The 22,988-nt window shown below is 71.0% G+C and carries 16 protein-coding genes and 1 pseudogene; 10 read left to right on the top strand and 7 right to left on the bottom strand.

What is annotated here, in order from left to right:
- Positions 1 to 76 precede the first annotated feature (76 nt).
- The 4 genes and pseudogenes from AS97_RS17350 to AS97_RS17335 all read left to right on the top strand — a co-directional run.
- Positions 77 to 398, top strand: a pseudogene (locus tag AS97_RS17350) (alpha-L-fucosidase); the annotation flags it as partial.
- A gap of 217 nt (positions 399 to 615) precedes the next feature.
- Positions 616 to 858, top strand: coding sequence for a hypothetical protein (locus AS97_RS17345; protein ID WP_059145680.1), 243 nt, complete (start codon positions 616 to 618; stop codon positions 856 to 858).
- Between the two features lie 338 nt (positions 859 to 1,196).
- Positions 1,197 to 2,171, top strand: coding sequence for an acyl-ACP desaturase (locus tag AS97_RS17340; RefSeq protein ID WP_059145681.1), 975 nt, complete (start codon positions 1,197 to 1,199; stop codon positions 2,169 to 2,171).
- A gap of 78 nt (positions 2,172 to 2,249) precedes the next feature.
- The gene (locus AS97_RS17335; protein ID WP_247204400.1) at positions 2,250 to 4,079 is read left to right on the top strand and encodes a tetratricopeptide repeat protein; all 1,830 of its coding nucleotides are present in this window, start codon (positions 2,250 to 2,252) and stop codon (positions 4,077 to 4,079) included.
- A 272-nt stretch (positions 4,080 to 4,351) separates the two neighbouring features.
- Here the strand turns inward: AS97_RS17335 and pepN (AS97_RS17330) are convergent, their stop codons facing one another.
- Together pepN (AS97_RS17330) and AS97_RS17325 are read right to left on the bottom strand one after the other, a co-directional pair.
- Positions 4,352 to 6,949 carry an aminopeptidase N gene (gene pepN / locus AS97_RS17330; RefSeq protein ID WP_210565236.1) on the bottom strand — a complete coding sequence of 866 codons (2,598 nt, stop codon included), beginning with the start codon at positions 6,947 to 6,949 and terminating at the stop codon, positions 4,352 to 4,354.
- Positions 6,950 to 7,113: 164 nt separating this feature from the next.
- Positions 7,114 to 8,139 (bottom strand): aspartate-semialdehyde dehydrogenase, encoded by a 1,026-nt coding sequence (locus AS97_RS17325; protein WP_059145684.1) that lies wholly within the window; start codon positions 8,137 to 8,139, stop codon positions 7,114 to 7,116.
- Positions 8,140 to 8,455: 316 nt separating this feature from the next.
- Here AS97_RS17325 and AS97_RS17320 point away from each other — a divergent pair, with 316 nt between their 5' ends.
- A complete protein-coding gene (locus AS97_RS17320) occupies positions 8,456 to 10,189 on the top strand; it encodes a TIGR03767 family metallophosphoesterase (protein WP_125759558.1) in 1,734 nt (577 codons plus the stop codon).
- A gap of 123 nt (positions 10,190 to 10,312) precedes the next feature.
- On the opposite strand, the gene AS97_RS17315 is transcribed toward AS97_RS17320, so the two are convergent.
- Positions 10,313 to 11,338 (bottom strand): hypothetical protein, encoded by a 1,026-nt coding sequence (locus AS97_RS17315; RefSeq protein ID WP_059145686.1) that lies wholly within the window; start codon positions 11,336 to 11,338, stop codon positions 10,313 to 10,315.
- Between the two features lie 256 nt (positions 11,339 to 11,594).
- A complete protein-coding gene (gene pepN / locus AS97_RS17310; protein WP_059145687.1) occupies positions 11,595 to 14,213 on the bottom strand; it encodes an aminopeptidase N in 2,619 nt (872 codons plus the stop codon).
- Between the two features lie 171 nt (positions 14,214 to 14,384).
- On the opposite strand from pepN (AS97_RS17310), the gene AS97_RS17305 reads away from it, so the two are divergent.
- Positions 14,385 to 15,020 (top strand): DsbA family protein, encoded by a 636-nt coding sequence (locus tag AS97_RS17305; protein ID WP_059145688.1) that lies wholly within the window; start codon positions 14,385 to 14,387, stop codon positions 15,018 to 15,020.
- 163 nt (positions 15,021 to 15,183) lie between these two features.
- Here the strand turns inward: AS97_RS17305 and AS97_RS17300 are convergent, their stop codons facing one another.
- Positions 15,184 to 15,777 carry a biotin transporter BioY gene (locus AS97_RS17300; RefSeq protein WP_059145689.1) on the bottom strand — a complete coding sequence of 198 codons (594 nt, stop codon included), beginning with the start codon at positions 15,775 to 15,777 and terminating at the stop codon, positions 15,184 to 15,186.
- Positions 15,778 to 16,032: 255 nt separating this feature from the next.
- Between AS97_RS17300 and AS97_RS17295 the strand changes: the two genes are divergently transcribed.
- Together AS97_RS17295 and AS97_RS17290 are read left to right on the top strand one after the other, a co-directional pair.
- Complete coding sequence (locus AS97_RS17295; RefSeq protein ID WP_210565235.1) at positions 16,033 to 17,454, top strand: amino acid permease; 1,422 nt, start codon at positions 16,033 to 16,035, stop codon at positions 17,452 to 17,454.
- A gap of 163 nt (positions 17,455 to 17,617) precedes the next feature.
- Entirely contained in the window at positions 17,618 to 18,259 is a 642-nt protein-coding gene (locus AS97_RS17290; protein WP_059145691.1) for a superoxide dismutase, read from the top strand.
- Positions 18,260 to 18,571: 312 nt separating this feature from the next.
- Here AS97_RS17290 and AS97_RS17285 read toward each other — a convergent pair whose 3' ends face one another.
- Positions 18,572 to 20,041 carry an amino acid permease gene (locus tag AS97_RS17285; protein WP_059145692.1) on the bottom strand — a complete coding sequence of 490 codons (1,470 nt, stop codon included), beginning with the start codon at positions 20,039 to 20,041 and terminating at the stop codon, positions 18,572 to 18,574.
- Positions 20,042 to 20,222: 181 nt separating this feature from the next.
- Between AS97_RS17285 and AS97_RS17280 the strand changes: the two genes are divergently transcribed.
- Positions 20,223 to 20,711 carry a ribose-5-phosphate isomerase gene (locus AS97_RS17280; RefSeq protein ID WP_059145693.1) on the top strand — a complete coding sequence of 163 codons (489 nt, stop codon included), beginning with the start codon at positions 20,223 to 20,225 and terminating at the stop codon, positions 20,709 to 20,711.
- Positions 20,711 to 21,520, top strand: a complete 810-nt coding sequence (locus AS97_RS17275; RefSeq protein WP_059145694.1) for a DNA-formamidopyrimidine glycosylase family protein — start codon at positions 20,711 to 20,713, stop codon at positions 21,518 to 21,520. The genes AS97_RS17280 and AS97_RS17275 overlap by 1 nt, the downstream gene beginning before the upstream one ends.
- Positions 21,521 to 21,641: 121 nt before the next feature.
- On the opposite strand, the gene AS97_RS17270 is transcribed toward AS97_RS17275, so the two are convergent.
- Positions 21,642 to 22,874: a GNAT family N-acetyltransferase gene (locus AS97_RS17270; protein WP_059145695.1), complete on the bottom strand. Its 1,233-nt coding sequence runs from the start codon at positions 22,872 to 22,874 to the stop codon at positions 21,642 to 21,644.
- Between the last annotated feature and the right edge of the window lie 114 nt (positions 22,875 to 22,988).

Here is a 22,988-nt window from a genome sequence, read left to right as displayed (position 1 = left end):
TTCGATGCCCCGGCCCGCTCGACCCGCCCATAGGTTGGATCTCTGCTTTGCGCAGCCTCCCCAGAACGCCTCCCCTTACAAGGCCGCTGGCGCCCAGCAGGTCATGCTCACCGCCAAGCACCACGACGGCTTCGTGCTCTACCCGAGCCGCTACACGGACCACGACGTCGAGGCCAGCCCCTGGTGGACAAACGGCCCCGGCGGCAGGAATCCCGATCGCGATGTCCTGGGCGCGTACGTCAAGGCCGCCCGTAAGGCGGGACTCAACGTCGGCGTCTATCTCTCGCCTGGACGGCGCCAACCCCTGGGGCGGTGCGGGCGTCACCCAGAACTACGACGTCAGGAACTGGTTCGAGCTGATCCGCGCGCTCTCCCCGGATGCCGTGGTCTTCCAGGGCGCATCCTTCCGCTGGCCGCGCCCGTCACCGCCGATGGGCTGCGGGTACGGGTCCTCGCCGCCCGCGCCGCGCCACGGCTGCTGCCGCCCACCGTCCACCTCGGCGCGGCGGGCCGCCGCTGAGCCGACGTCCGAGGCCGCGGTCATGGCCATCTCAACACGGTGGTAAAGGCCACCCCGGGCACGCGGCGCCGGGGGGCATCGGATAACTTGAGTCCGTGAGCAACAAGGTCAAAAAGAACGCCGTGCGCGCCGGTGCAGTCATCGCCGCGACGACGGCGATGCTGCTGATGTCGTCCCCCGCGTTCGCGCTCACCCGCGACGACGGTGACGACCCGGGTCCGGGCCTGAGCGTCGCCGAGACGCTGGGCCTCTATGTCGCCGCTCCGATCGTTCTCTTCCTGGTGATCGCGGGTCTGGTGATGGCGGGAGACAGGAAGTCCCGTAAGCAGACCGACTGAGGCGACTGATCGACGAAGCGCGCACGCCGCTGCGGAGCGCCCCGGCCATCCGGCCGGGGCGCTTTTGTCGTACGAGGGGCGCCGTCTCCGGCCGGGTGGCGCGGGCCGTCTCCGGCCGCGTATGGCTCGGGTCGTCTCCGGCCGCCCGCCTGTACCGGGTAGGCCATCCGCGCCGCGCCGCATCGCGCCGCTCCGGATCCCAAGTGCGACCGTGTCACGCCGAGTTCACCGTGTGCCATCCACAGGCCCCGGACCGTTTATTTTCGCTTTAACCTACGGTGTCGTAACCTACGGGTCCGTAGGTATAGCCCGTCGCCCCCGTCCCCTGGAGCGCCACAGTGACACTCGCCCCCACCCATCGCAATGGTCAGGCCGTATGGAGCGACACCCAGCTCCTGTACGCGCTTGAAGAGGTGGTCGAGACCGAGCTCAACCGGCATCTGGCGGTCGCCAAGGAGTGGATGCCGCACGAGTACGTCCCGTGGAGCGACGGCCGGAACTTCGACGGTGTCATGGGCGGTGAGGCCTGGGCGCCCGACCAGTCCAAGGTCAGCGACGTCGGCCGGATCGCGCTCGTGGTCAACCTCCTCACCGAGGACAACCTCCCCAGCTACCACCATGAGATCGCGTCCCTCTTCGGCCGGGACGGCGCCTGGGGTACCTGGGTGCACCGCTGGACGGCGGAGGAGGGGCGCCACGGCATCGTGATGCGTGACTACCTGCTGACCAGCCGCGCCGTCGACCCGGTGGAGCTGGAGCGGTTCCGCATGGCGCACATGTCCGAGGGCTTCGAGTCGGACAACCAGCACAGCATGCTGCACACGGTGGCGTATGTCGCCTTCCAGGAACTGGCCACCCGCATTTCGCACCGCAACACCGGCCATCACTCCGGCGACCCGGTCTGCGACCGGATGCTGGCGCGCATCGCCACCGACGAGAACCTGCACATGATCTTCTACCGGAACCTGCTCGGGAAGGCGTTCGAGCTGGCCCCCGACCAGACCATGGGCGCCGTCCGCGATGTGGTGGTCAACTTCCGCATGCCGGGTCATGGGATGCCCGGTTTCGAGCGCGCCGCCGCCCAGATCGCCATTGGCGGTATATACAACCTGCGCATCCACCATGACGACGTCCTGCAGCCCGTGCTGCGCTTCCTGAAGGTCCTGGAGATCGGCGGGCTCGGCCCGGAGGGGCTCAAGGCGCAGGAGGAGCTGGGGCTCTACATGGGTGGATTGGACGATCAGGCCACCAAGTTCGACGAGCGGCGCGAGGCGCTGCTGGCCCGTCGCAGGGCCCGTGCCGAACGTTCGTGATCACTCTGGCACCATCGGGTGATGGTCGAACATTCATCGCAAGGGACGTCCGGCGCGGCTCACGGTGAAATGCCCGCCATGGCGGACCGGACGGCGGCGGATCAGGATCCGGACCCGGCGGTGGACCCGGCGGTGGATCCGGCAGTCGAGGCGGCCCGGTTGAGGGCCGCCGCGGCTGCCGGGAAGCCGGAGGCGTACCGGGCCTACGCCGAACTCCTCACCGGCCAGGGCCGCTTGGACGAGGCCCTGCCGTGGTGGGCCAGGGCCGCCGACGCCGGGGACGCGGACGCCTCGCGCACGCTCGCGATCTGTCACAAGGACCGCGGCGAGTTCCCCGAGGCCGAGCGGTGGTACCGCACGGCCGCCGATCGCGACGGCGGCTGTGCGTTCGGTCTGGCCCGGCTGCTGCACGAGGCCGGTGATACGGCCGGTGCCGAGACGTGGTACGAGCACGGGGCCGCGCTCGGCAGCGTCGAGTGCACGACCAACGGCGCCGTGCTGCTGGCCGCCCGCGGCGAATGGGACACCGCCCTGGAGCGGCTGGCAGAGGCGTCCGCCCAGGGCGACGACATCGCCACCCGCACCCGTGGGGCCATCGAGAACATGCTGCGGGACCTGGAGGGCTGGCGCGGGGCCCTCGCCCGGGCCGAGGCCGAGGGCGACCCCGAGGAGGCGTACGAGGCGCTGCGCGACCTGCTCGACCCGGAGCGCAAGGCGATGTTCGCGCGCTACCCGCGGATGGTCGCGGAGGCCGAGGCGCTGTACGCCCGGGCGGCCGCGGTCGGCAGCGCCAAGGCACTGGTGGACCAGGCCCTCTTCATCGCCCGCGACGACAGCCGCTGGGACGAGGCCCGCGCCCTCGTCGAACGCGCCCATGAGCGGGGCTACGACGGCGCGGCGTACGTCCTCGGCGTCTGGGCCGAGGAGAACGGCGAACTGCGCACCGCCGAGGAGTGGTACCGCACGGCCGACGAGGCGGACGGCGGCCACATATGGGCCTGCTTCAACCTCGGCGTGCTGTGCGTACGGCAGCGGCGGCTGGACGAGGCGGAGCGATGGCTGCGGGCCACGGGGCTCGACGGGGCCGAGGGCGTCGGGGGCGCCGGGGGTGTGGATGCGGAGGGCCGGGACCGGGGCCCGTTCGACGAGGGCGAGGAGCGGATCGTCAGGGCGCTGGAGGACATCGCCGCGATCCGCGCCGACCCCGAGCGGATGCCGCCCGCCGAGTGGGAGGAACGCCTGCCCGAGCTGCGGGCCCGCGCCGAGGAGGGCGGCCCGGACGCCTGGTACGCGTACGCCGACGCGCTCGACCGGCTGTACCGGCTCCCGGAGGCCGCCGAGTGGTACCGCAGGGCGGGCACCCCGCGTGCCCTGCTCGCCCTCGGCCGGATGCTGTACGAAGTGGGCGGCGCCACGGGGCTGCGGATGGTGCCGTACTACGAGCCCGCGGCGGCGGAGGGCGACGCCGGGGCGGCGTACGACATCGGCCGCATCCACGACGAGGCCGGGGACCGGCGCACCGCCCAGATCTGGTTCCGGCGGGCGGCCGACCTCGGGCACGGGCGCGCCGCGTGGTGGCTCGGCTGGACGTCGGAGGAGCGGGGCGGCGACCCGCAGCACGCCGAGCGCTGGTATGTGCGCGCCGCGCGCAGCGGTCTGGTGCCGCCCGCGTTTCTCGCGGGGCGCAGCATGGTTCGGCGCGGTGCCTATGGTGAGGCCGAGCCGCTGCTCAGGGTGGCGTGCGAGGGTAAGCACGAGGAGGCGCCGTACTGGCTTGCGCAGGCGCTGCGGGGGGTGGGGCGGGTGGAGGAGGCGGAGCGGTGGCTTCGGGTGGCCGCCGAGGCGTACCCGGACGTACTGGCCCAATACGGCAAGATGGCCGGCCTGGCCATGCCCGACCCCCGCTGACCGGTTTGTGGGCAATCGTTCCGCGGCCCGGTGGGCACGAACCGCCCACCGGCCCGCGCCCGGCAAGGAAAGTCGGCCAGAGACGGGCGCGCCCGGTCCGGCCCCACTGGGCCCTGGCTGAGCCATCGCTACCGGGTGCGGCCCGGTGGCCGGGTTGTGCTCACCCGTCCCTCCCTCAGCTACCGCTGGGAGGTGCCCCTCCAGCGGGACGATTGCCCACAACCGGGCGGCGCCGTGCGGGGCGCTGGGCCCCGCACGGCGCCGTAACCCGGTCAGCCCGCGTTGGCGTCCGCGGTCTGGGCTCGGAGGGCGCGTTCGATGCCCGCGCGGGACTCCGTCATCAGACGCCTCAGCGCCGCCGTGGGCTCGGCCGACGCGAGCCACGCGTCCGTCGCGTCCAGGGTCTCCTGGGAGACCTGCAGCGCCGGGTAGAGCCCCACCACGATCTGCTGCGCCATCTCATGGCTGCGGCTGTTCCACGTGTCCTTCGCCACCGCGAAGTACTTCTCCGTGTACGGCGCCAGCAGCTCCCGCTGATCGGTCTGGACGAAGCCGCCGATCACCGCCTCCTGCACCGCGTTGGGGAGCTTGTCGCTCTCCACGACCGACGCCCACGCCTCCGCCTTGGCCTGCGGCGTCGGCCGCGCGGCCCGCGCCGTCGCGGCGTGGCGCTCGCCCGCCGAGGTCTTGTCGCGCTCCAGCTCCGCCGCGATGGCGGCCTCGTCCGCCCGCCCCGTGGCGGCGAGCCGCTCCAGCAGCGCCCAGCGCAGCTCCGTGTCGATGGCCAGGCCCTCGATCGTCTCGGTGCCCTCGAGCAGCCCGGCGACCAGGTCGAGCTGCGCGTCCGTACGGGCGGTCGCGGTGAAGGCCCGCGCCCAGGCCAGTTGGTGGTCGCTGCCCGGCGCCGCCGCCCGCAGATGGTCGAGCGTGGCCTCGGTCCACTTGGCCAGGCCCGTCTCGCGCCAGGCCGGCGCCGCGTACAGGTCCAGGGCCAGCTTCACCTGGCGGTGCAGCGACTGGACGACGCCGATGTCGGACTCCTTGGCGATGCCCGAGAGCACCAGCGCCAGGTAGTCGCGGGTGGCCAGCTCGCCGTCGCGGACCATGTCCCAGGCCGAGGCCCAGCACAGTGCGCGCGGCAGGGACTCCGCGAAGTCGCCGAGGTGCTCGGTGACGACGGCCAGCGAGTCCGGGTCCAGGCGCACCTTCGCGTAGGTGAGGTCGTCGTCGTTGAGCAGGATCACCGCGGAGCGCTTCGCGCCGATCAGCTGCTCCACCTGGGTCAGCTCACCGTCCACGTCCAGCTCGATGCGCTCGGAGCGGATCAGCTTGCCGGTCGCGTTCAGGTCGTAGAGCCCGATGGCGATGCGGTGCGGCCGCAGGGTGCCACGCGGCGGAGCCGCATCATCAGACACAGTGCCCTTGGCGCCCGGCGGCAGCGCGGGGGCCTCCTGCCGCACCGCGAAGGAGGTCACGGTGCCGTTCGCGTCCGTCTCGATCTCCGGCCGCAGCACATTGATGCCCGCCGTCTCCAGCCACTTCTTCGACCAGGTCTTCAGATCGCGCCCGCTGGTCTCCTCCAGCGCGCCGAGCAGATCCGACAGCCGGGTGTTCTTGTAGGCGTGGCGCTTGAAGTACGCCTGGACGCCGCTGAAGAACTCGTCCATCCCGACGTACGAAACCAGCTGCTTGAGCACCGAGGCGCCCTTGGCGTACGTGATCCCGTCGAAGTTGACCAGGACGTCGTCCAGGTCGTTGATCTCGGCCATGATCGGGTGGGTGGACGGCAGCTGGTCCTGCCGGTAGGCCCACGTCTTCATGGAGTTGGCGAAGGAGGTCCAGGACCGCGGCCACCTGCTGCCCGGCGCATGGGCCTGGCAGGCGATCGAGGTGTAGGTGGCGAACGACTCGTTCAGCCACAGGTCGTTCCACCACTCCATGGTGACGAGATCGCCGAACCACATATGGGCCAGCTCGTGGAGGATGGTCTCGGCCCGCGCCTCGTACGCCGCGTCGGTGACCTTGGAGCGGAAGACGTACTGGTCGCGGATGGTCACCGCGCCCGCGTTCTCCATCGCGCCCGCGTTGAACTCCGGCACGAAGAGCTGGTCGTACTTGGCGAACGGGTACGCGTAGTCGAACTTCTCCTCGAACCACTCGAAGCCCTGCCGCGTCACCTCGAAGATGGCGTCCGAGTCGAGGTACTCCGCGAGCGAGGGACGGCAGTAGATGCCCAGCGGCACCGAGCGGCCGTCCTTCTCGTAGGAGCTGTGCACACTGTGGTACGGGCCGGCGATCAGCGCGGTGACATACGTCGACAGGCGCGGGGTCGGCTCGAACCGCCAGACGTTGTCCTTCGGCTCCGGCGCCGGTGAGTTCGAGATCACCGTCCAGCCCTCGGGCGCCGTCACGGTGAACTGGAACGTGCCCTTCAGATCGGGCTGCTCGAAGCTGGCGTACACCCGGCGGGCGTCGGGCACCTCGAACTGGGTGTAGAGGTACGCCTGCTGGTCGACCGGGTCGACAAAGCGATGCAGCCCCTCACCGGTGTTGGTGTACGCGCAGTCCGCGACCACCCGCAGCTCATTGCGCCCGGCCAGCAGCCCCGGCAGCGCGATCCGCGAGTCCTTGAAGACCTCGTTCGGGTCGAGCGCGTCGCCGTTGAGCACCACGTCGTGCACCGTGGGCGCCACCAGGTCGATGAACGACTCCGCGCCCGACTCGGCGGCGTCGAAGCGCACCGTGGTCACGGAGCGGTAGGTACCGCCCTCCTGGGCGCCGCTCAGGTCCAGTTCGATCTCGTACGCGTCCACCGTGAGGAGGCGCGCCCGCTGCTGCGCTTCCTCCCTTGTGAGGTTGGTGCCAGGCACGTCGGCTAACTCCCGTTCGTCATGTGCGGTACGCCATGCGTCAGGCGGATGGCCATCCTCGCACGTCGGCCGGTCGGCGTCGGTAGGCCAAAGGGCGACTGAACGGGAGGAACACCGAGGGGGAGCGGCCGGTCGGCCGCTCCCCCTCGGGCGAGGCGTGGGCGTCAGCTCAGGTCGGCCGCCACCAGCTCGGCGATCTGCACCGCGTTCAGCGCGGCGCCCTTGCGCAGGTTGTCGTTGGAGAGGAACAGCGCGAGACCGTGCTCGACCGTCTCGTCCACCCGGATCCGGCCCACATAGCTGGGGTCCTGGCCCGCGGCCTGGAGCGGGGTCGGGATCTCCGAGAGCGCCACGCCGGGGGCCGCGGCCAGCAGCTCGGAGGCGCGCTCCACGCTGATCGGACGCGCGAAGCGGGCGTTCACCTGGAGCGAGTGGCCGCTGAAGACCGGCACCCGGACACAGGTGCCGGACACCTTCAGCTCCGGGATCTCCAGGATCTTGCGGCTCTCGTTGCGGAGCTTCTGCTCCTCGTCGGTCTCGAACCGGCCGTCGTCGACGATCTTCCCGGCCAGCGGGAGCACATTGAACGCGATCGGGCGGGCGTACACCTCGGGCTCGGGGAAGTCCACCGCAGCGCCGTCGTGGGTGAGCTCGGCCGCACGGTCGGCGGTCTTGCGGATCTGGCCGTCGAGCTCGGCGACGCCGGACAGCCCGGAGCCGGAGACGGCCTGGTAGGTGGTGGCCACCAGGGCGGTGAGCCCGGCCTCGGCGTGCAGCGGGCGCAGCACGGGCATGGCGGCCATGGTGGTGCAGTTCGGGTTGGCGATGATGCCCTTGGGGCGGTCCACCGCGGCGTGCGGATTGACCTCGGCGACGACCAGGGGCACCTGGGGGTCCATCCGCCAGGCCGAGGAGTTGTCGATCACGACGGGGCCCTGTGCGGCGACCTTCTCGGCCAGCGCCCTGGAGGTGGCGCCGCCCGCGGAGAACAGGACGATGTCCAGACCGGAGTAGTCGGCCGTGGCGGCGTCCTCGACGGTGATCTCGGTGCCGCGCCACGGGAGCGTACGGCCGGCCGAGCGGGCGGAGGCGAACAGCCGCAGCTGCTCGGCCGGGAAGTCACGCTCGGCGAGCACCCTGCGCATCACTCCGCCGACCTGGCCGGTCGCTCCGACGATTCCGATCCTCATATCAGCCCTTTTCCTTGGTTGTGCCTGTTCGAGGCGCCTACCCTCCTGGCAAGTGTCTCAGGCGGGTCCGTTACCGTCCCGTGATTTATCCCACGGCGGGGGGCGGTTCCCAGCGTGGATGAACGCCAAGTGAGGAGAAGAATTCCTGTTCACAAGGGCGCGATGACCGTTTGCTACCGCCAAGATCCACGTGTGGAGATCGGCGACCGGCGTTGCCGCCTCGTTCACCGCCAGGCCATTCCCGATGCCAACGATCCGAGGTGAGGGCAGCGTCGCTGTCCGCCCGTTTCCGCGTGTCCACTCGGGGAGATCGCGCATGTCCCGCATACGGTCCGCCGCAACTGCCGTCGCTCACCTCGACCGGCGTACCTTCCTCGCCGCGACCGCCGCCACCGGTGCCACGGCCGGTCTGGGGCTCGCCTTCGGGCCCGGCAGCGGTTCGGCCGACGCCACGCAGCCCGCCACCGCGCGCGCCGCGGGCCGCCGGGTGGTGCAGGCCCCGGCGGCGCCCTCGACGGCCGGTACGACGCTGGAGACGTTCTCCGCAGCGCAGGGTGCCACCGGCTACCGGCGGCTGGCCGGCGGCCCCGCCTGGACCCGTGCGGTCCGCACCGAGATCACCGGCGCCAAGGGCGGCCGCGAGGACCGGCGCACCGCGCTCGCCTCGTTCGTCCAGCTCACGGATCTGCACCTGACCGACGTCCAGCACCCGATGCGCTACGAGTTCCTGCGCAGCGGGCGCGCCGGGGCGTGGCGGCCGCATGAGGCGCTGACCGTCGCCGGGGTCGCCTCGCTCATCGAGCGGATCAACGGGCTGCGCGGCGGACCCGCCACCGGGGCGCCGCTGTCGTTCGTCATGACCACCGGCGACAACACCGACAACAACGCCAAGATCGAGCTGGACTGGTTCCTGGCCGCGATGAACGGCGGCCGGATCACCCCCAACACCGGCGATCCGCGCCACTACGAGGGCGTCCAGAACAGCGGGCTCAAGGAGTTCTGGCACCCCGAGGACGCGCTGCGCGACGCCGACAAGAAGCTCGGCTTCCCGCGCATCGACGGCTTCCTCGAGGCCGCGCTGCGCACCGTCAACAGCCCCGGGCTGCGGCTGCCGTGGTACTCCACCATCGGCAACCACGACGATCTGGCGGGCGGTGTCTACTCCCTCGGCCACAACTTCTACGCGGACTTCGCCACCGGGAAGCGCAAGCTGGAGATCATCCCGGCCGACGACGCCGAGCGGCTGTTCAAGGGCACGCGCGTCGGGGACGACCCCAAGGGCGTCCAGATGAAGGCGCTGCTGGACGCGCACGCCAAGGACATGCGCACGGTCACCCCCGACGAGCGCCGCGCGCCCTTCACCCAGACCGAGTACCTGGCCGCGCACCTGGACCCGGCCGCCACCGGCCCCGGCCCGGTCGGCCACGGCTACACCGAGGACAACCTCGAGCAGGGCACCCTCTACTACTCGTTCCGGGTCTCCGAGAACGTGATCGGCATCAGCCTGGACACCACCGACCCGGGCGGCCACTACACCGGGTCGCTCGGCACCGCCCAACTGCGCTGGCTGGAGCGGACCCTGAAGGCCCACAAGGACGACTACGTCATCGTCTTCAGCCACCACTACAGCCGGAGCCTGGACAACATGAACCGGGACCCGGGCCGGCCGGGCGAGGCCCGCCACGGCGGGGACGAGGTCGTCGCCCTGTTCCAGCGCCACCCCAAGGTGCTGGCCTGGATCAACGGCCACAGTCACCAGAACGAGATCACCCCGCGTGGCACCTTCTGGGAGATCACCACCGCCTCGCATGTGGACTTCCCCCAGCTGGCCCGGGTCTTCGAGGTCGTGGACAACCACGACGGCACGATCTCCCTGTTCACCACGCTCATCGAGTCGGCCGCGCCGCACCGCACGGACTTCTCGGACCTGTCCCAGACCGGGCTCGCGGCGCTCTACCGCGAGCTGTCCTTCAACGCGCCCGGCGCCAGCCAGAAGCTGGCCGGTGACGTGACGGACCGCAACACCGAGCTGCTGCTGCGCAAGCCCTGAGCCCTGAGCCCGGATCCCTGGTCCTGAGCCTGATCTTGATCCCGAGCCTGATCTTGATCCTGAGTCGCCCGCACCGGGTGTGACCCGCCCGATGCCCCGCCTCCGCGCCGGGGCATCGGGGCGTCAGCGCGGCAGGACCACGACATAGGAGGCCGGGTCGCGGTCGGCCGCCGCGATCAGGGCGGTACGGACCACCGCGGCCTGCTCCTCCGGAGTCTCCCGGAGCTTCTTCGGGGTGACGCGCACCACCGTGATCCCGAGCCGCTCCAGGTGTTCGCGCTTGTGGCCGAAGCCGCCGCGCCAGACCTCCTGGTTCTGGCGCGGCGCCCGGGTGTCGATCTCCACCGCCACCGCCTGCTCACGCCAGTAGGCGTCCACTCCGCCGAGGGCGGGCCCGCCGGGCAGCCGCAGCTCCACATTCCACAGCGGCTCGGGCAGGTGGTTGCCGCGGACCATGTCGTACAGCCGCCCCTCGGCGATCGCCCGGCCCTCGGCGAGCAGCGCGTCCACGGCGTCCACGACATGCGGCCGGGACAGCAGCCGGGCCGAGTTCAGCTCCGCGACGACGGCCGTGGCCTCGCAGTGGCCGTGCCGCACGGACTCGGTGAGCAGTCTGCGGACCAGGACGGCGTCGGTGAGCCGGGCGACCGCGTCGGCGAGGGCACGGGCCACCGGGGCGGTGGGCACCCCCGCGACGTACTGCGGGCCGGGCAGGGTGCCGGCCCGCACGAAGCGGACGAAGCCGGTGGCGCGCAGCCGCCGGCTGCGCGGCACCAGGACGTCGATCCGGTCGAGGGAGGCCAGCGGGGGAGCGGAGGAGAAGTGGTGCATGGCGAGCGCGGCAAGCCCGGTGATCATCGCCTCGCCGTGCGGCTCGCCGCCGCCCGGCGCCGAGCCGTCGGCGCCCTGGCCGCGGCTCGCGGTGTACAGCAGCGCGGCCAGCAGCCGCTCCTCGCTGGTCGCCGGGCCGGGGTGGAGCAGATGGACGCCCGGCAGGATCTGCTGCCAGGGCCCGCCGGCCCGGCTGCGCTCCGCGGCGACGGACGCGGTCACACCGTGCTCGCGAAGCTGACGGATCGTCAACACCCGGCGCTGGACGTCCGAGAGGTGGTGGAGAGGGCGGGGGGACAGCGGCGTGTTGTGGCTCATGCCCCCGCCATTCCCGCGCCCGCCGCACCGGCTAACCCCTGTTACAGAGTCGTCGACAAAAGCGGACAACCCCGCACTAAAGTACGGTAGTTCGAATGCCGAAAAGGCTCCCCGCCCCGGCGCCCGGCCACGCCCCGCCATCCGGCCGCACAGCCCGGTCGCGAGGCCCCGGCGCGGGACCCCGCCCCGATGCCCGCGCGGCGCTTGCCCGGTGGTAGCCGGGGACGCCGCCGGGCGTCCGGGGGCGGCGTATGCCTCAGGCGGCCGCCCGCTCGTCGCATTCCTGCCCGCGCAGGGCGCGAGCGAGGTCGTCGCGCGCCTCCAGGACCAGCCGGCGCAGCGCGGGCGCCGCGTCCGGGTGGCCGTCCAGCCAGGTGTCGGCCGCCTCCAGGGCGCGGGCGTCGCCCTGGGCGGCCGGGAACAGCCCGCGCACGATCGCCATCCCGATCTCGATCGACCGCTCCTGCCAGATCCGCTCGATCACCTCGAAGTAGCGCGGTGTGTACGGCGCCAGCAGATCCCGCTGGCCCGGCTGGTCGAAACCGGAGATCGTGGCCTCCACCAGGGCGTTGGAGAGCCGGTCGGACTCCACCACCGCGTCCCATGCCTCGGCCTTGACCGCGGCGGAGGGCCGGGCGGCCAGACACCGCACCTGGTGGCGCTTGCCGGAGGCGGTGTCGTCGCGCGCCAGCTCGGCGGTGATCAGCGCCTCGTCGGCCTGGCCGCTCGAGGCCAGCGCGGCCAGGAACGTCCAGCGCAGCTCCTGGTCCACATCCAGCCCGTCGATCCGGGCCGTGCCATCCAGCAGCCCGCTCAGCATCCGCAGCTCGGAGTCGGCGACGGCGACCTGGGCGAAGAACCGCGCCCAGGCCAGCTGATGCCCGCTGCCCGGCTCGGCCAGCCTCAGCTCGCTCAGCGCGACCTCGGCCAGCTGGGCGCCGGCCGCCTCGCGCGCGTCCGGCGCCGAGTAGTGGTGCAGGGCGGACAGCGCCCACGCCTGGACCATCTGCAGTACGCCGATGTCGCTCTCGGCCCCGGCGAACCGCCGCACCAGCTCCAGATAGTCGCGGGCGGGCAGCAGTGCGTCACGGGTGAGGTTCCACAGCGCGGACCAGCTCAGCGCGCGGGCGAGGGGGTCGGTCAGCTCGCCCAGGTGCTGGTGCAGGGTGTCCAGCGACCCCTTGTCGAAGCGGATCTTGCAGTAGGTGAGGTCGTCGTCGTTGACCAGGATCAGATCGGGCCGCGGGGCGCCGGTCAGCTCGGGGACGACCGTACGGGGGCCGTCGACGTCCACCTCGGCGCGGGCGTAGCGCACCAGCGCCCCGGGGCGCTCACCGGCCGGGGCCTCCTTGCGGTACAGCCCCACGGCCACGCGGTGCGGCCGCAGAGTCGGGTGGCTCTCGGCGGCCTGCTGCTCCACCGCCAGCTCGGTGATGCGCCCCTCGGCGTCATAGTCGGCCCGCGGGGTGAGCGCGTTGACCCCCGCGGTCTCCAGCCAGGCGCGCGACCAGGTGGCCATGTCCCGCCCCGAGGTCTCGCCGAGCACCGACAGCAGATCCGACAGCCGGGTGTTGCCGTACGCGTGCCGCTTGAAGTAGCGCCGCGCGCCCTCCAGGAAGGCGTCCTGCCCCACGTAGGCCACCAGCTGCTTGAGCACGGACGCGCCCTTGGCGTACGTGATCCCGTCGAAGTTGAGCTTGGCGTCCTCCAGGTCACGGATGTCGGCCGTGACCGGGTGGGTGGACGGCAGCTGGTCGGCGCGATAGGCCCAGGCCTTGCGGCGGTTGGCGAAGGTGATCCAGCCGTCGGTGAAGCGGGTCGCCCCGACCAGGGCGAAGGCCCCCATGAAGTCGGCGAACGACTCCTTGAGCCACAGGTCGTCCCACCACTCCATGGTCACCAGGTCGCCGAACCACATATGGGCCATCTCGTGCAGGATGACGTTGGCCCGGCTCTCGTAGGACGCCTGGGTGACCTTGCCGCGGAAGACGAACTCCTCCCGGAAGGTCACACAGCCCGGGTTCTCCATCGCGCCGAGGTTGTACTCCGGCACGAATGCCTGGTCGTACTTGCCGAACGGGTACGGATAGTCGAAGTGGTCGTGGAAGAAGTCCAGACCCTGCTTGGTGACGGTGAAGATGTCGCCCGCGTCGAAGTGCTTGGCCAGCCCCTTGCGGCAGAGCGCGCCCAGCGGGATCTCCAGCTCCGAGCCGTCCGGCAGCGTGCGGCGGTAGAGGTCGCTCTCGTGGTGGTACGGACCGGCGAGCACGGCCGTGATGTATGTCGAGATGGGCCGAGTCGGGACGAAGTGGCTGGTCGCGGCGCCATCGCCGGCACCGGACGGCTCCACCCGGTCCACCGTCCCGTTGCTCAGCACCGTCCAGCCCTCCGGGGCGGTCACCGAGAAGGTGAACGGGCCCTTGAGATCCGGCTGTTCGAAGTTGGCGAAGACCCGGCGGGCGTCGGCCGGCTCGTACTGGGTGTAGAGGTAGACCTCGCCGTCCTCCGGGTCCACGAAGCGGTGCAGGCCCTCGCCGGTCCGGCTGTAGGCACACTGCGCGTCCACCACCAGCTCGTTCTCGGCGGCGAGGCCGTCCAGCGCGATCCGGGAGCCGTCGAAGACCGCCGCCGCGTCCAGCTCCCGCCCGTTGAGCCGCACCGAGGTCACCGAGGGGGCCAGCAGATCGGCGAAGGTCGCCGCGCCCGGCTCGGCGCAGCGGAAGCGGATCGTGGTCGTGGAGCGGAAGGTGCGCGGCCCGGACCCGGTGTGCTCACCGACCGCGGACCGCAGATCGAGCGCCACCTCGTAACGCTCGACGGTCAGCAGCTTCGCCCGCGCACGGGCCTCGTCACGGGTCAGGTTCTCACCGGGCACGACGCGGCTCCCTCGGCAATGTCTCGCATCTCGGATATCGGACAGCGGAAATCATGTCACGGTGCGCCGACAGCCGGTATCGGGGAATGGGCCCCCCTCCCGCCCGCGTTGGGTGAGGTAGCCAGCTCTCTATTCATTTGCCACTACGACGCGCCCGCTTGAGGAGAAACCGTGACCCAGACTGCCAAGACTCCTGTTGATTTCTGGTTCGACCCGCTGTGTCCCTGGGCCTGGATGACCTCGCGCTGGATGCTCGAGGTGGAGAAGGTGCGCCCGGTCGAGGTGCGTTGGCACGTCATGAGCCTCGCCGTGCTCAACGAGCCCAAGATGGATGAGCTGCCCGAGGAGTACCGCGAGCTGCTGACGACCGCCTGGGGTCCGGTCCGGGTCTGCATCGCCGCCGAGCAGAAGCACGGCAGCGAGGTCCTCGGTCGGCTCTACACCGCCCTCGGCACCCGCTTCCACAACCAGGGCCTGGAGAAGAACCGCGAGACGATCGTGGCCGCCCTCGAAGAGGCCGGTCTCCCCGCCGAGCTCGCCGACTACGCCGACTCCGACGCGTACGACACCGAGCTGCGCGCCTCCCACAAGGAGGGCATCGAGATGGTCGGCCAGGACGTGGGCACCCCCGTCATCGCAGTCCCCGGCGCGGACGGCGAGCAGGTCGCCTTCTTCGGCCCGGTGGTCACCCCCGCCCCCAAGGGCGAGGACGCCGCCAAGCTGTGGGACGGCACGCTGCTGGTCGCCTCGATCCCCGGCTTCTACGAGATCAAGCGGACCCGTACGGTCGGCCCGATCTTCGACTGACCCCCTCTGCTCCGCCGCCACGGCAGGGCCCCCGCGCGAGTCGACCGCGCGGGGGCCCTTTCACGTCCCAGCCGCTTTCACGTCCCAGCCGCCCACGCATGGGCTCACGCATGGGCGGCTGAGTGGCCATGCCCGGACGCCGGGCCCGGGCGTACGGGGTGGCTCAGCCCCGGCGGCCCACCAGCTTCCAGGCGGCCGGCAGCGCGCCCATCGCCAGCGCGGCCTTCAGCGCGTCCCCGATCAGGAACGGGGTGAGCCCGGCCGCCACCGCCTCGCCGAGGGAGATGTGGGTGGCCAGCGCCAGGTACGGGACGCCCACGGCGTAGGTGACCGCCGAGCCGACCGCCATGGTGCCCGCGGTGCGCAGCACCCCGCGGTCGCCGCCGCGCCGGGCCAGCGCGCCCACCACGGTCGCCGCCAGCAGCATGCCCAGTACATAGCCGAACGACGGCATGGCGGCGCCGGAGCTGCCCTCGGCGAACCACGGCACACCGGCCATGCCGACCAGGGTGTACAGCGCCAGCGACAGGAAGCCGCGCCGGGCGCCCAGCGAGGTGCCCACCAGCAGGGCGGCGAAGGTCTGGCCGGTCACCGGCACCGGCGAGCCGGGGACGGGCACCGAGATCTGGGCGGCGAGACCGGTGAGCACGGCGCCCCCGATGACCAGCGCGGTGTCCCGGGCCAGGACGCGCCGGGCGGGAAAGACCGCGTCCGCGAGGACCGTACCGGGTGTGGCGGCGGCAGAAACAGTGCTCATCAGCGAAGCTCCCAGGTCAGAGGGTGATACCGCGACGCTAACCCGGAGCGGGGGTCCCGGACACCGTCGGATGGCCACAAAGGCGGACGCATCGGGTTGGCGGCTTCTGGCAGACATTCCCGATACGGAACGTGACATCGGCGTCCGATATCCAGAAAAGATCGTCCGCGATGTTGTCCCGTCAGGGCGCGCCCTTCACACTGGGGACGTTTTGCATCCGCCACCCCCGGCCCTCGTAAGGGACAGAGAAGAAGAATGAACCGGACATCCGCGTCCTCCGCGCCATCCGGCGACGTCGAGGAGACGGGGGCGGGCGAGACCGCCGCGTCGTCGCTCTCCCACGGCCTCAAGCAGCGCCATCTGTCGATGATCGCCCTCGGAGGTGTGATCGGCGCGGGGCTGTTCGTCGGCTCCGGCGCCGGAATCGCCGCCGCCGGTCCGTCGATCGTGGTCGCCTATGTGCTGTCCGGGCTGCTGGTGCTGCTCGTGATGCGGATGCTCGGCGAACTCTCGGCGGCCAACCCGGCCTCCGGTTCGTTCTCCGTCCACGCCGAGCGGGCGATCGGGCCCTGGGCCGGGTTCACGGCGGGCTGGATGTTCTGGATCACGCTGTGCGTGGCCCTCGCCGCCGAGGCGATCGGCGCGGCCGGGATCATGGTCCAGTGGTTCCCGGGCACCGAATCCTGGATGTGGGTCGCCCTCTTCATGGCGATCTTCTGCGGCACGAACCTCGCGGCGGTCAGCAACTTCGGCGAGTTCGAGTTCTGGTTCGCCGCGCTGAAGGTCGCCGCGATCGCCATCTTCCTCGCGCTGGGCGTGCTCGCGATCCTCGGCGTCCTGCCGGGCACCGACGCCCCCGGCGGCTCCCATCTCAGCGGTGACGGCGGCTTCCTGCCCAATGGGGTGAACGGCCTGGTCCTCGGCTTGCTGGCGTCCGTCTTCGCCTACGGCGGCCTGGAGACGGTCACCATCGCGGCGGCCGAGTCCGAGAACCCGGTCAAGAGCGTCGCGGTCGCGGTGCGCACCGTGATGTGGCGCATCGCCCTCTTCTACGTCGGCTCGATGCTCATCGTGGTCACGCTCATCCCGTGGAACGACAAGGCCGTGGTCGAGCAGGGCCCGTACGTGGCCGTGCTCAACTACCTCGACATCCCCGCGGCCGGCGACATCATGAACGTGATCGTGCTGATCGCGCTGCTCTCCGCGATGAACGCCAACATCTACGGCGCCTCCCGCATGTCCTACTCCCTGGTCGCCCGCGGCGAAGGCCCGGCCTTCCTGGGCCGGGTCACCAGCGGTGTGCCCCGCCTCACCGTGCTCGCCTCCTCCGTCTTCGGCTTCGTCGCGGTGCTGCTCAGCTACTGGTGGCCGGACACCATCTTCAAGTGGCTGCTCAACATGGTCGGCGCCGCGGTGCTGGTGGTCTGGAGCTTCATCGCCGTCGCCCAGCTGCGGATGCGTGCCCGTTTGCAGCGCGAGGCCCCGGAGAAGCTCGTGGTGAAGATGTGGCTCTTCCCCTATCTGACCTGGGTCGCGCTGGCCGGTACGGCCGGGGTCCTGGTCCTGATGCTCCGCGAGAGCGACACCCGCAGCCAGCTGTACGCCACGGCCGCGCTGGCGATCGCCCTCGCCATCATCGGCTACGTACGACAGCGGACGGCGGCGGCACGAAGCTGATCCTCACCATCCCGCGCACGGAGGCGGGGCGGGTCCTCGGTCGGAGGACCCGCCCCGCCTCCGTCTTTGGGGCCAGGCATCCGATTCCGGCTGGCGGAAAACGCTCTTGCTGCTAGCGTGTACTTGCAAGTCAATTGCAATAACGCGGTCCGAAGGGCTTCGCATGGCCATCTACACACTTCCTGAACTTCCCTACGACTACTCGGAGCTGGCCCCGGTCATCAGCCCCGAGATCATCGAGCTGCACCACGACAAGCACCACGCCGCGTACGTCAAGGGCGCGAACGACACGATGGAGCAGCTCGCGGAGGCGCGGGACAAGGATCAGTGGGGCTCGATCAACGGGCTCGAGAAGAACTTGGCCTTCCATCTGTCCGGCCACATCCTGCACAGCATCTACTGGCACAACATGACCGGCGACGGCGGCGGCGAGCCGCTGGAGAGGGACGGGGTCGGGGAGCTGGCCGACGCCATCGCCGAGCACTTCGGCTCCTTCGCGGGCTTCAAGGCCCAGCTGTCCAAGGCCGCCGCCACCACCCAGGGATCCGGCTGGGGCGTGCTGGCGTACGAGCCGGTCAGCGGGCGGCTGGTGGTCGAGCAGGTCTATGACCACCAGGGGAACGTGGGGCAGGGCTCGGTGCCGATCCTGGTCTTCGACGCCTGGGAGCACGCCTTCTATCTGCAGTACAAGAACCAGAAGGTGGACTTCATCGAGGCCATGTGGAAGGTCGTCAACTGGCAGGATGTGGCCCGCCGTTACACGGCCGCCAAGGAGCGCGCCCACAACCTGCTGCTGGCCCCGTAACCCGGGACGCCCGCCAGACCACCTGCTTGCGTGATCGTCTTCTCACCGAACACCGGGCAGGTCGGGAAAGGGGCCCCCGCGCGGTCGACTCGCGCGGGGGCCCTGCCGTGGGCGTGCTGGACGCGGTCCGGGCCTTCGCGGAGCGGGTCCTTCCGCGCGTCGTCTGAGCCCGGCACACCTCCCGTACGGCAGCCCCCGAGACAGCCCCCGTAGGCAGCCCACCGGCCCCAGCCCCCGGACACGGCTGTGCCCCTGGGCGGCGGCCGGTATACCGCCGCCCAGGGGCACAGGGGAATTCAGCAGAGCGCGCCCTTACGGGGCCGCCGTCTCCTTGGCCGAGGCGTCGGAGGAAGCGGCCGGGGCGACGGCGCGGCCGGCGACCAGGCGGTCCCGGACCAGGGCGAAGGCCACTACGAGCGCGGCCACCAGCGCGGAGAGGATCACCTGCTCGCGCCCGTCCTTGTCGGTGAGCATATAGACCAGGACGAACGAGATCATCGCGATCGTCGCCCAGGTCAGATACGGGAACAGCCACATCCGGACGATCAGCTTGTCGGGGCTCTCGCGCAGGATGATCCCGCGCATCCGCAGCTGGCTGAAGCAGATCACCAGCCAGACGAAGAGCGCGACCGCACCCGAGGAGTTCAGCAGGAAGGTGAAGACCGTGTCCGGCCACTGGTAGTTGAACCAGACCGCGACGAAGCCGAAGACGACCGAGCCGAGGATCGCGGCCGCCGGCACGCCGCGGGAGTTGGTGCGGGCGAAGGCGGCCGGGGCGTCGCCGCGCTGGCCGAGCGAGAAGGCCATGCGGGAGGCCGTGTAGAGCCCGGAGTTCAGACACGAGAGCACGGCGGTCAGCACGATCACGTTCATGATGTCGCCGGCGTGCGGAATGCCGATCGAGTCCAGCGCCGCGACGTAGCTGCCCTTGTCGGCGATGGCCTTGGAGTCCCAGGGCAGCAGCGTGACCACGACGAAGATCGAGCCCAGGTAGAAGACCGCGATACGCCAGATCACGCTGTTGGTGGCCTTGGTGACCGCCCGCCGCGGGTTCTCGGACTCACCGGCCGCGAGGGTGACGATCTCGCTGCCCATGAAGGAGAAGACCACCAGCAGGATGCCGGTGAGGATGGCGCCCGGCCCGTTCGGCAGGAAGCCGCCGTGATCGGTGAGGTGGGACAGGCCCGCGCCCTCGTTGTCCGAATGCGGCAGCACCCCGAACACCGCGAGCCCGCCGATCACGATGAACGCGCCGATCGCCACGACCTTGATCCCGGCGAACCAGAACTCGAACTCACCGTAGGAGCCGACCGAGACCAGGTTGGTCGCGGTGAGCACCACCATGACGATCAGCGCCCAGCCCCACTGCGGGACCGCCGGCCACCAGCCCTCCAGGATCTTGGCGCCGGCGGTGGCCTCGACCGCCAGCACCACGACCCAGAAGAACCAGTAGAGCCAGCCGATGGAGAAACCGGCCCAGCGGCCGAGCGCCCGGTCGGCGTAGGCGGAGAAGGAGCCGGAGGTGGGATTGGCGGCGGACATCTCGCCGAGCATCCGCATGACGAAGACGACCATGAGGCCGACCAGCGCATACGAGACAAGAATGCCGGGGCCGGCCTTCGCGATACCCGCGCTGGAGCCGACGAACAGACCGGCGCCGATCACCCCGCCGATCGCGATCATCGACAGATGGCGGTTCTTGAGCCCCGCCTTGAGGCCGTCGGGCGAGCCCGGGTCGCCGGGAGCCTGCCGCTCCGGCGTGGTCGCAGGTTGTGCGCTCATGTGCTGGATTCCTTTGCTCTCGCGTAACGAGCGACGCCAGTGAATCTCAGGAGGTCCGCCAGTTGAACCTTTGATTCCAGATTGTTACTTGAGGTTTTCATGAGGTTCCTTGGCGCTACAGAGTTTTATGCGGCGCCTACCCGGGGCGGCGGGGGTCACACGGCCATGACACACTCGGAATATGCGCGTGTACCTCGGCTCTGATCATGCCGGTTTCGAATTCAAGAACCACCTCGTGGAGTGGCTCAACGCCGCCGGCCACGAGCCCGTCGACTGTGGCCCGCACGTCTATGACGCGCAGGACGACTACCCGCCGTTCTGCCTGCGTGCCGCGGAGCGGACCGCCGCCGACCCGGAGAGCCTCGGCATCGTCATCGGCGGATCCGGCAATGGTGAGCAGATCGCGGCGAACAAGGTCAAGGGGGTGCGCGCGGCACTTGCCTGGAGCGAGCAGACCGCGGCCCTCGGCCGTGAGCACAACAACGCCAATGTGATCAGCGTCGGCGCCCGGATGCACCCGCAGGAAGAGGCGACCAAGTTCGTCGAGATCTTCCTGAACACCCCGTACTCGGGCGAGGAGCGGCACACCCGCCGTATCGAGATGCTCAGCGCCTACGAGGCCACCGGCGAGCTGCCGCCCATCCCGGCCCACCACCCGCAAGGCGACTGATGCCCGAAGGGCACACGATCCACCGGCTGGCCGCCGACCACCTCGAAACCTTCGGCGGCCGGCCCGTCCGGGCCACCAGCCCACAGGGGAAGTTCGCCGACGGCGCCGGGCTGATCGACGGCCAGCCGCTGCACCACGCCGAGGCCCACGGCAAGCACCTCTTCCTGGACTTCGCGGCCACCGGCTGGGTCCACGTCCACCTCGGGCTCTTCGGTACGTATGCCTTCGGCCCGGCCCCCGCCCCGCCCGCCACCGACACGGTCCGGCTGCGGCTGGCGAACCCCGAGGGCTACGCGGATCTGCGCGGCCCCACCGCCTGTGCGCTGATCACCGACGGGGAGAAGCAGGCGATCCACGACCGGCTGGGCCCCGATCCGCTGCGCCCGGCGGACGACGGCGAGCGGGCCTGGGCCCGGATCTCCCGCAGCCGGGTCAGCGTGGCCGGGCTGCTCATGGACCAGAAGGTGATCTCCGGTGTGGGGAACGTCTACCGCGCCGAGGTGCTCTTCCGGCACGGCATCGACCCCTACCGGCCCGGCCGTGCGCTGACCCGCGCCGAATGGGACGCGATCTGGGCCGACCTGGTGGCGCTGATGCGCGAGGGTGTGCGGAACAACCGGATCGACACGGTCCGCCCCGAGCACACCCCCGAGGCGATGGGCCGCCCGCCGCGCGTGGACGACCACGGCGGTGAGGTCTATGTCTACCGGCGCGCCGGACAGCCCTGCCATGTCTGCGGTGGCGAGATCCGCACCGCCGATCTCGCCGCCCGCAACCTCTTCTGGTGCCCTGACTGTCAGCGGCCGTGAGGCGGCGGCGGTAGGGCAGCGGCTCCGGGGCAGCGGCGGTAAGGCGGTGGCCGTGGCGCTGTGTCCTTGAGGCGGCCGCCGGGCACTCACCCTCAGGGCCGCATCCGCCGCCCCGAAGCCATCAGAAGCCGTGGGGCAACCATGGGGCGACCGGGGAGGCGAAGGCCGCCGCGGCCTCCGTAAGGGCCCCCTGACGGGTCTCCTGGACGCGTCCCGCACCCGCCAGCGCGGTCAGCGAAACCCCGCCGAGATACGCCGCCCCCAGCTCCCGTACGCCCAGCCGGAGGTCGGGGGCGTCCTGGGTCCGCTCGCAGGAGGCGCCCTTGCTGTCGCCGCTCAGCCGCCAGCGCCCCTCGTTCCACGGGCAGAAGGGGTCCGTGACCTCCAGGACGGCATCCACCGGGGTCGCGTACGTCCGCCTCTCGAGCGAGGTCCCCACGTCCACCAGGCGGACGTACAGCGAGTCGCGCAGCCTTACGGCGCACCGCCGGATGTCCGAGACCAGGTGCTGCCACGGATCGTCGACCGGGCGGGAGCCGGTCCGGATCACCGACGTCAGGTCGATTTCGAAGAGAAGGCGCCACAGCGCCGCGTAGGACGCCGGATCAAGTGCCTCCAGATCGCGCAGGACGACCGTGCCCTTGGGTCCGGCCAGATCCCAGTCGGGCTTGACCGCGAAGCGCGCATAGCCGGTGACCTCGCCGCCCGACTCGGCCAGCACACAGCGCAGCGGGGACGCCCCCTCGCGACCGCCGGGCGGGTCCAGCAGCGACAGCCGCTCCCAGCCGGGGCGCCGCTCCAGCATGCCCGGCCGGGCGGACACCCGCCGGGCGTAAACCGCCTCGCACGCCTCGACGGCGGACTCCGGGGGCACCGTGCGCAGCCGCACGTCGTCGGTGCCCTCGGGGACGGTCAGCCGCACCCGGGTGGTGTCGATCTCGGCGTAGGCGTTCTGCGTGGCGGCGCCGTACCCGAACCGTCCGTAGATGTCCGGTTCCGATGCGGTCAGAACGGCCAGCGGCTCATCGCCCGCCGCGCGTATGTCGTCCAACTGCCGCCGCATCATGGACCGCAGCACCCCGCGCCGCCGGTGCGTGGCCTGCACGCTCACCATGGTGACACCGGCCGCGGGAACGATCGCGCCACCGGGAACCGACAGCCGGAAGCTGAACAGCCCGGCCGTGCCGACGATGTCGGCGCCGTCCCACGCGCCGATCGAGCGCTCGCATTCGGTCAACTCCCTCCAGAGCGCGGATTCCTCCGGCGCTTCGGGAACTCCTCCGAATGCGAGTACCAGTTTTCCGTACCAATCATCCCAAACCGATGGGTCGAGCACGCGTAGCTCAGTCCTCATATTCCCATCCCTAGCAGCCGTTTCCCGTACACGCGAACGAATTTCGCTTACTATTGCCCCCTGGCTGGGTGGTTCAACGCGCCACGAATCGACGCGCGTCCGAACGGGTGGGTA

The organism is Streptomyces sp. AgN23 (assembly GCF_001598115.1).
Classification (GTDB): Bacteria; Actinomycetota; Actinomycetes; order Streptomycetales; family Streptomycetaceae; genus Streptomyces; species Streptomyces antimycoticus.
Note: the sequence above shows the minus strand (reverse complement) of the source record. Positions and strands in the feature narration are given on the sequence as shown.

Excerpts from the sequence above, each read along its gene's own strand:
- AS97_RS17335 (WP_247204400.1), top strand. The coding sequence starts at position 2,250 with ATGGCGGACCGGACGGCGGCGGATCAGGATCCGGACCCGGCGGTGGAC.
- AS97_RS17325 (WP_059145684.1), bottom strand. The coding sequence starts at position 8,139 with ATGAGGATCGGAATCGTCGGAGCGACCGGCCAGGTCGGCGGAGTGATG.
- AS97_RS17320 (WP_125759558.1), top strand. The coding sequence starts at position 8,456 with ATGTCCCGCATACGGTCCGCCGCAACTGCCGTCGCTCACCTCGACCGG.
- AS97_RS17315 (WP_059145686.1), bottom strand. The coding sequence starts at position 11,338 with ATGAGCCACAACACGCCGCTGTCCCCCCGCCCTCTCCACCACCTCTCG.
- AS97_RS17300 (WP_059145689.1), bottom strand. The coding sequence starts at position 15,777 with ATGAGCACTGTTTCTGCCGCCGCCACACCCGGTACGGTCCTCGCGGAC.
- AS97_RS17295 (WP_210565235.1), top strand. The coding sequence starts at position 16,033 with ATGAACCGGACATCCGCGTCCTCCGCGCCATCCGGCGACGTCGAGGAG.
- AS97_RS17290 (WP_059145691.1), top strand. The coding sequence starts at position 17,618 with ATGGCCATCTACACACTTCCTGAACTTCCCTACGACTACTCGGAGCTG.
- AS97_RS17285 (WP_059145692.1), bottom strand. The coding sequence starts at position 20,041 with ATGAGCGCACAACCTGCGACCACGCCGGAGCGGCAGGCTCCCGGCGAC.
- AS97_RS17280 (WP_059145693.1), top strand. The coding sequence starts at position 20,223 with ATGCGCGTGTACCTCGGCTCTGATCATGCCGGTTTCGAATTCAAGAAC.
- AS97_RS17275 (WP_059145694.1), top strand. The coding sequence starts at position 20,711 with ATGCCCGAAGGGCACACGATCCACCGGCTGGCCGCCGACCACCTCGAA.
- AS97_RS17270 (WP_059145695.1), bottom strand. The coding sequence starts at position 22,874 with ATGAGGACTGAGCTACGCGTGCTCGACCCATCGGTTTGGGATGATTGG.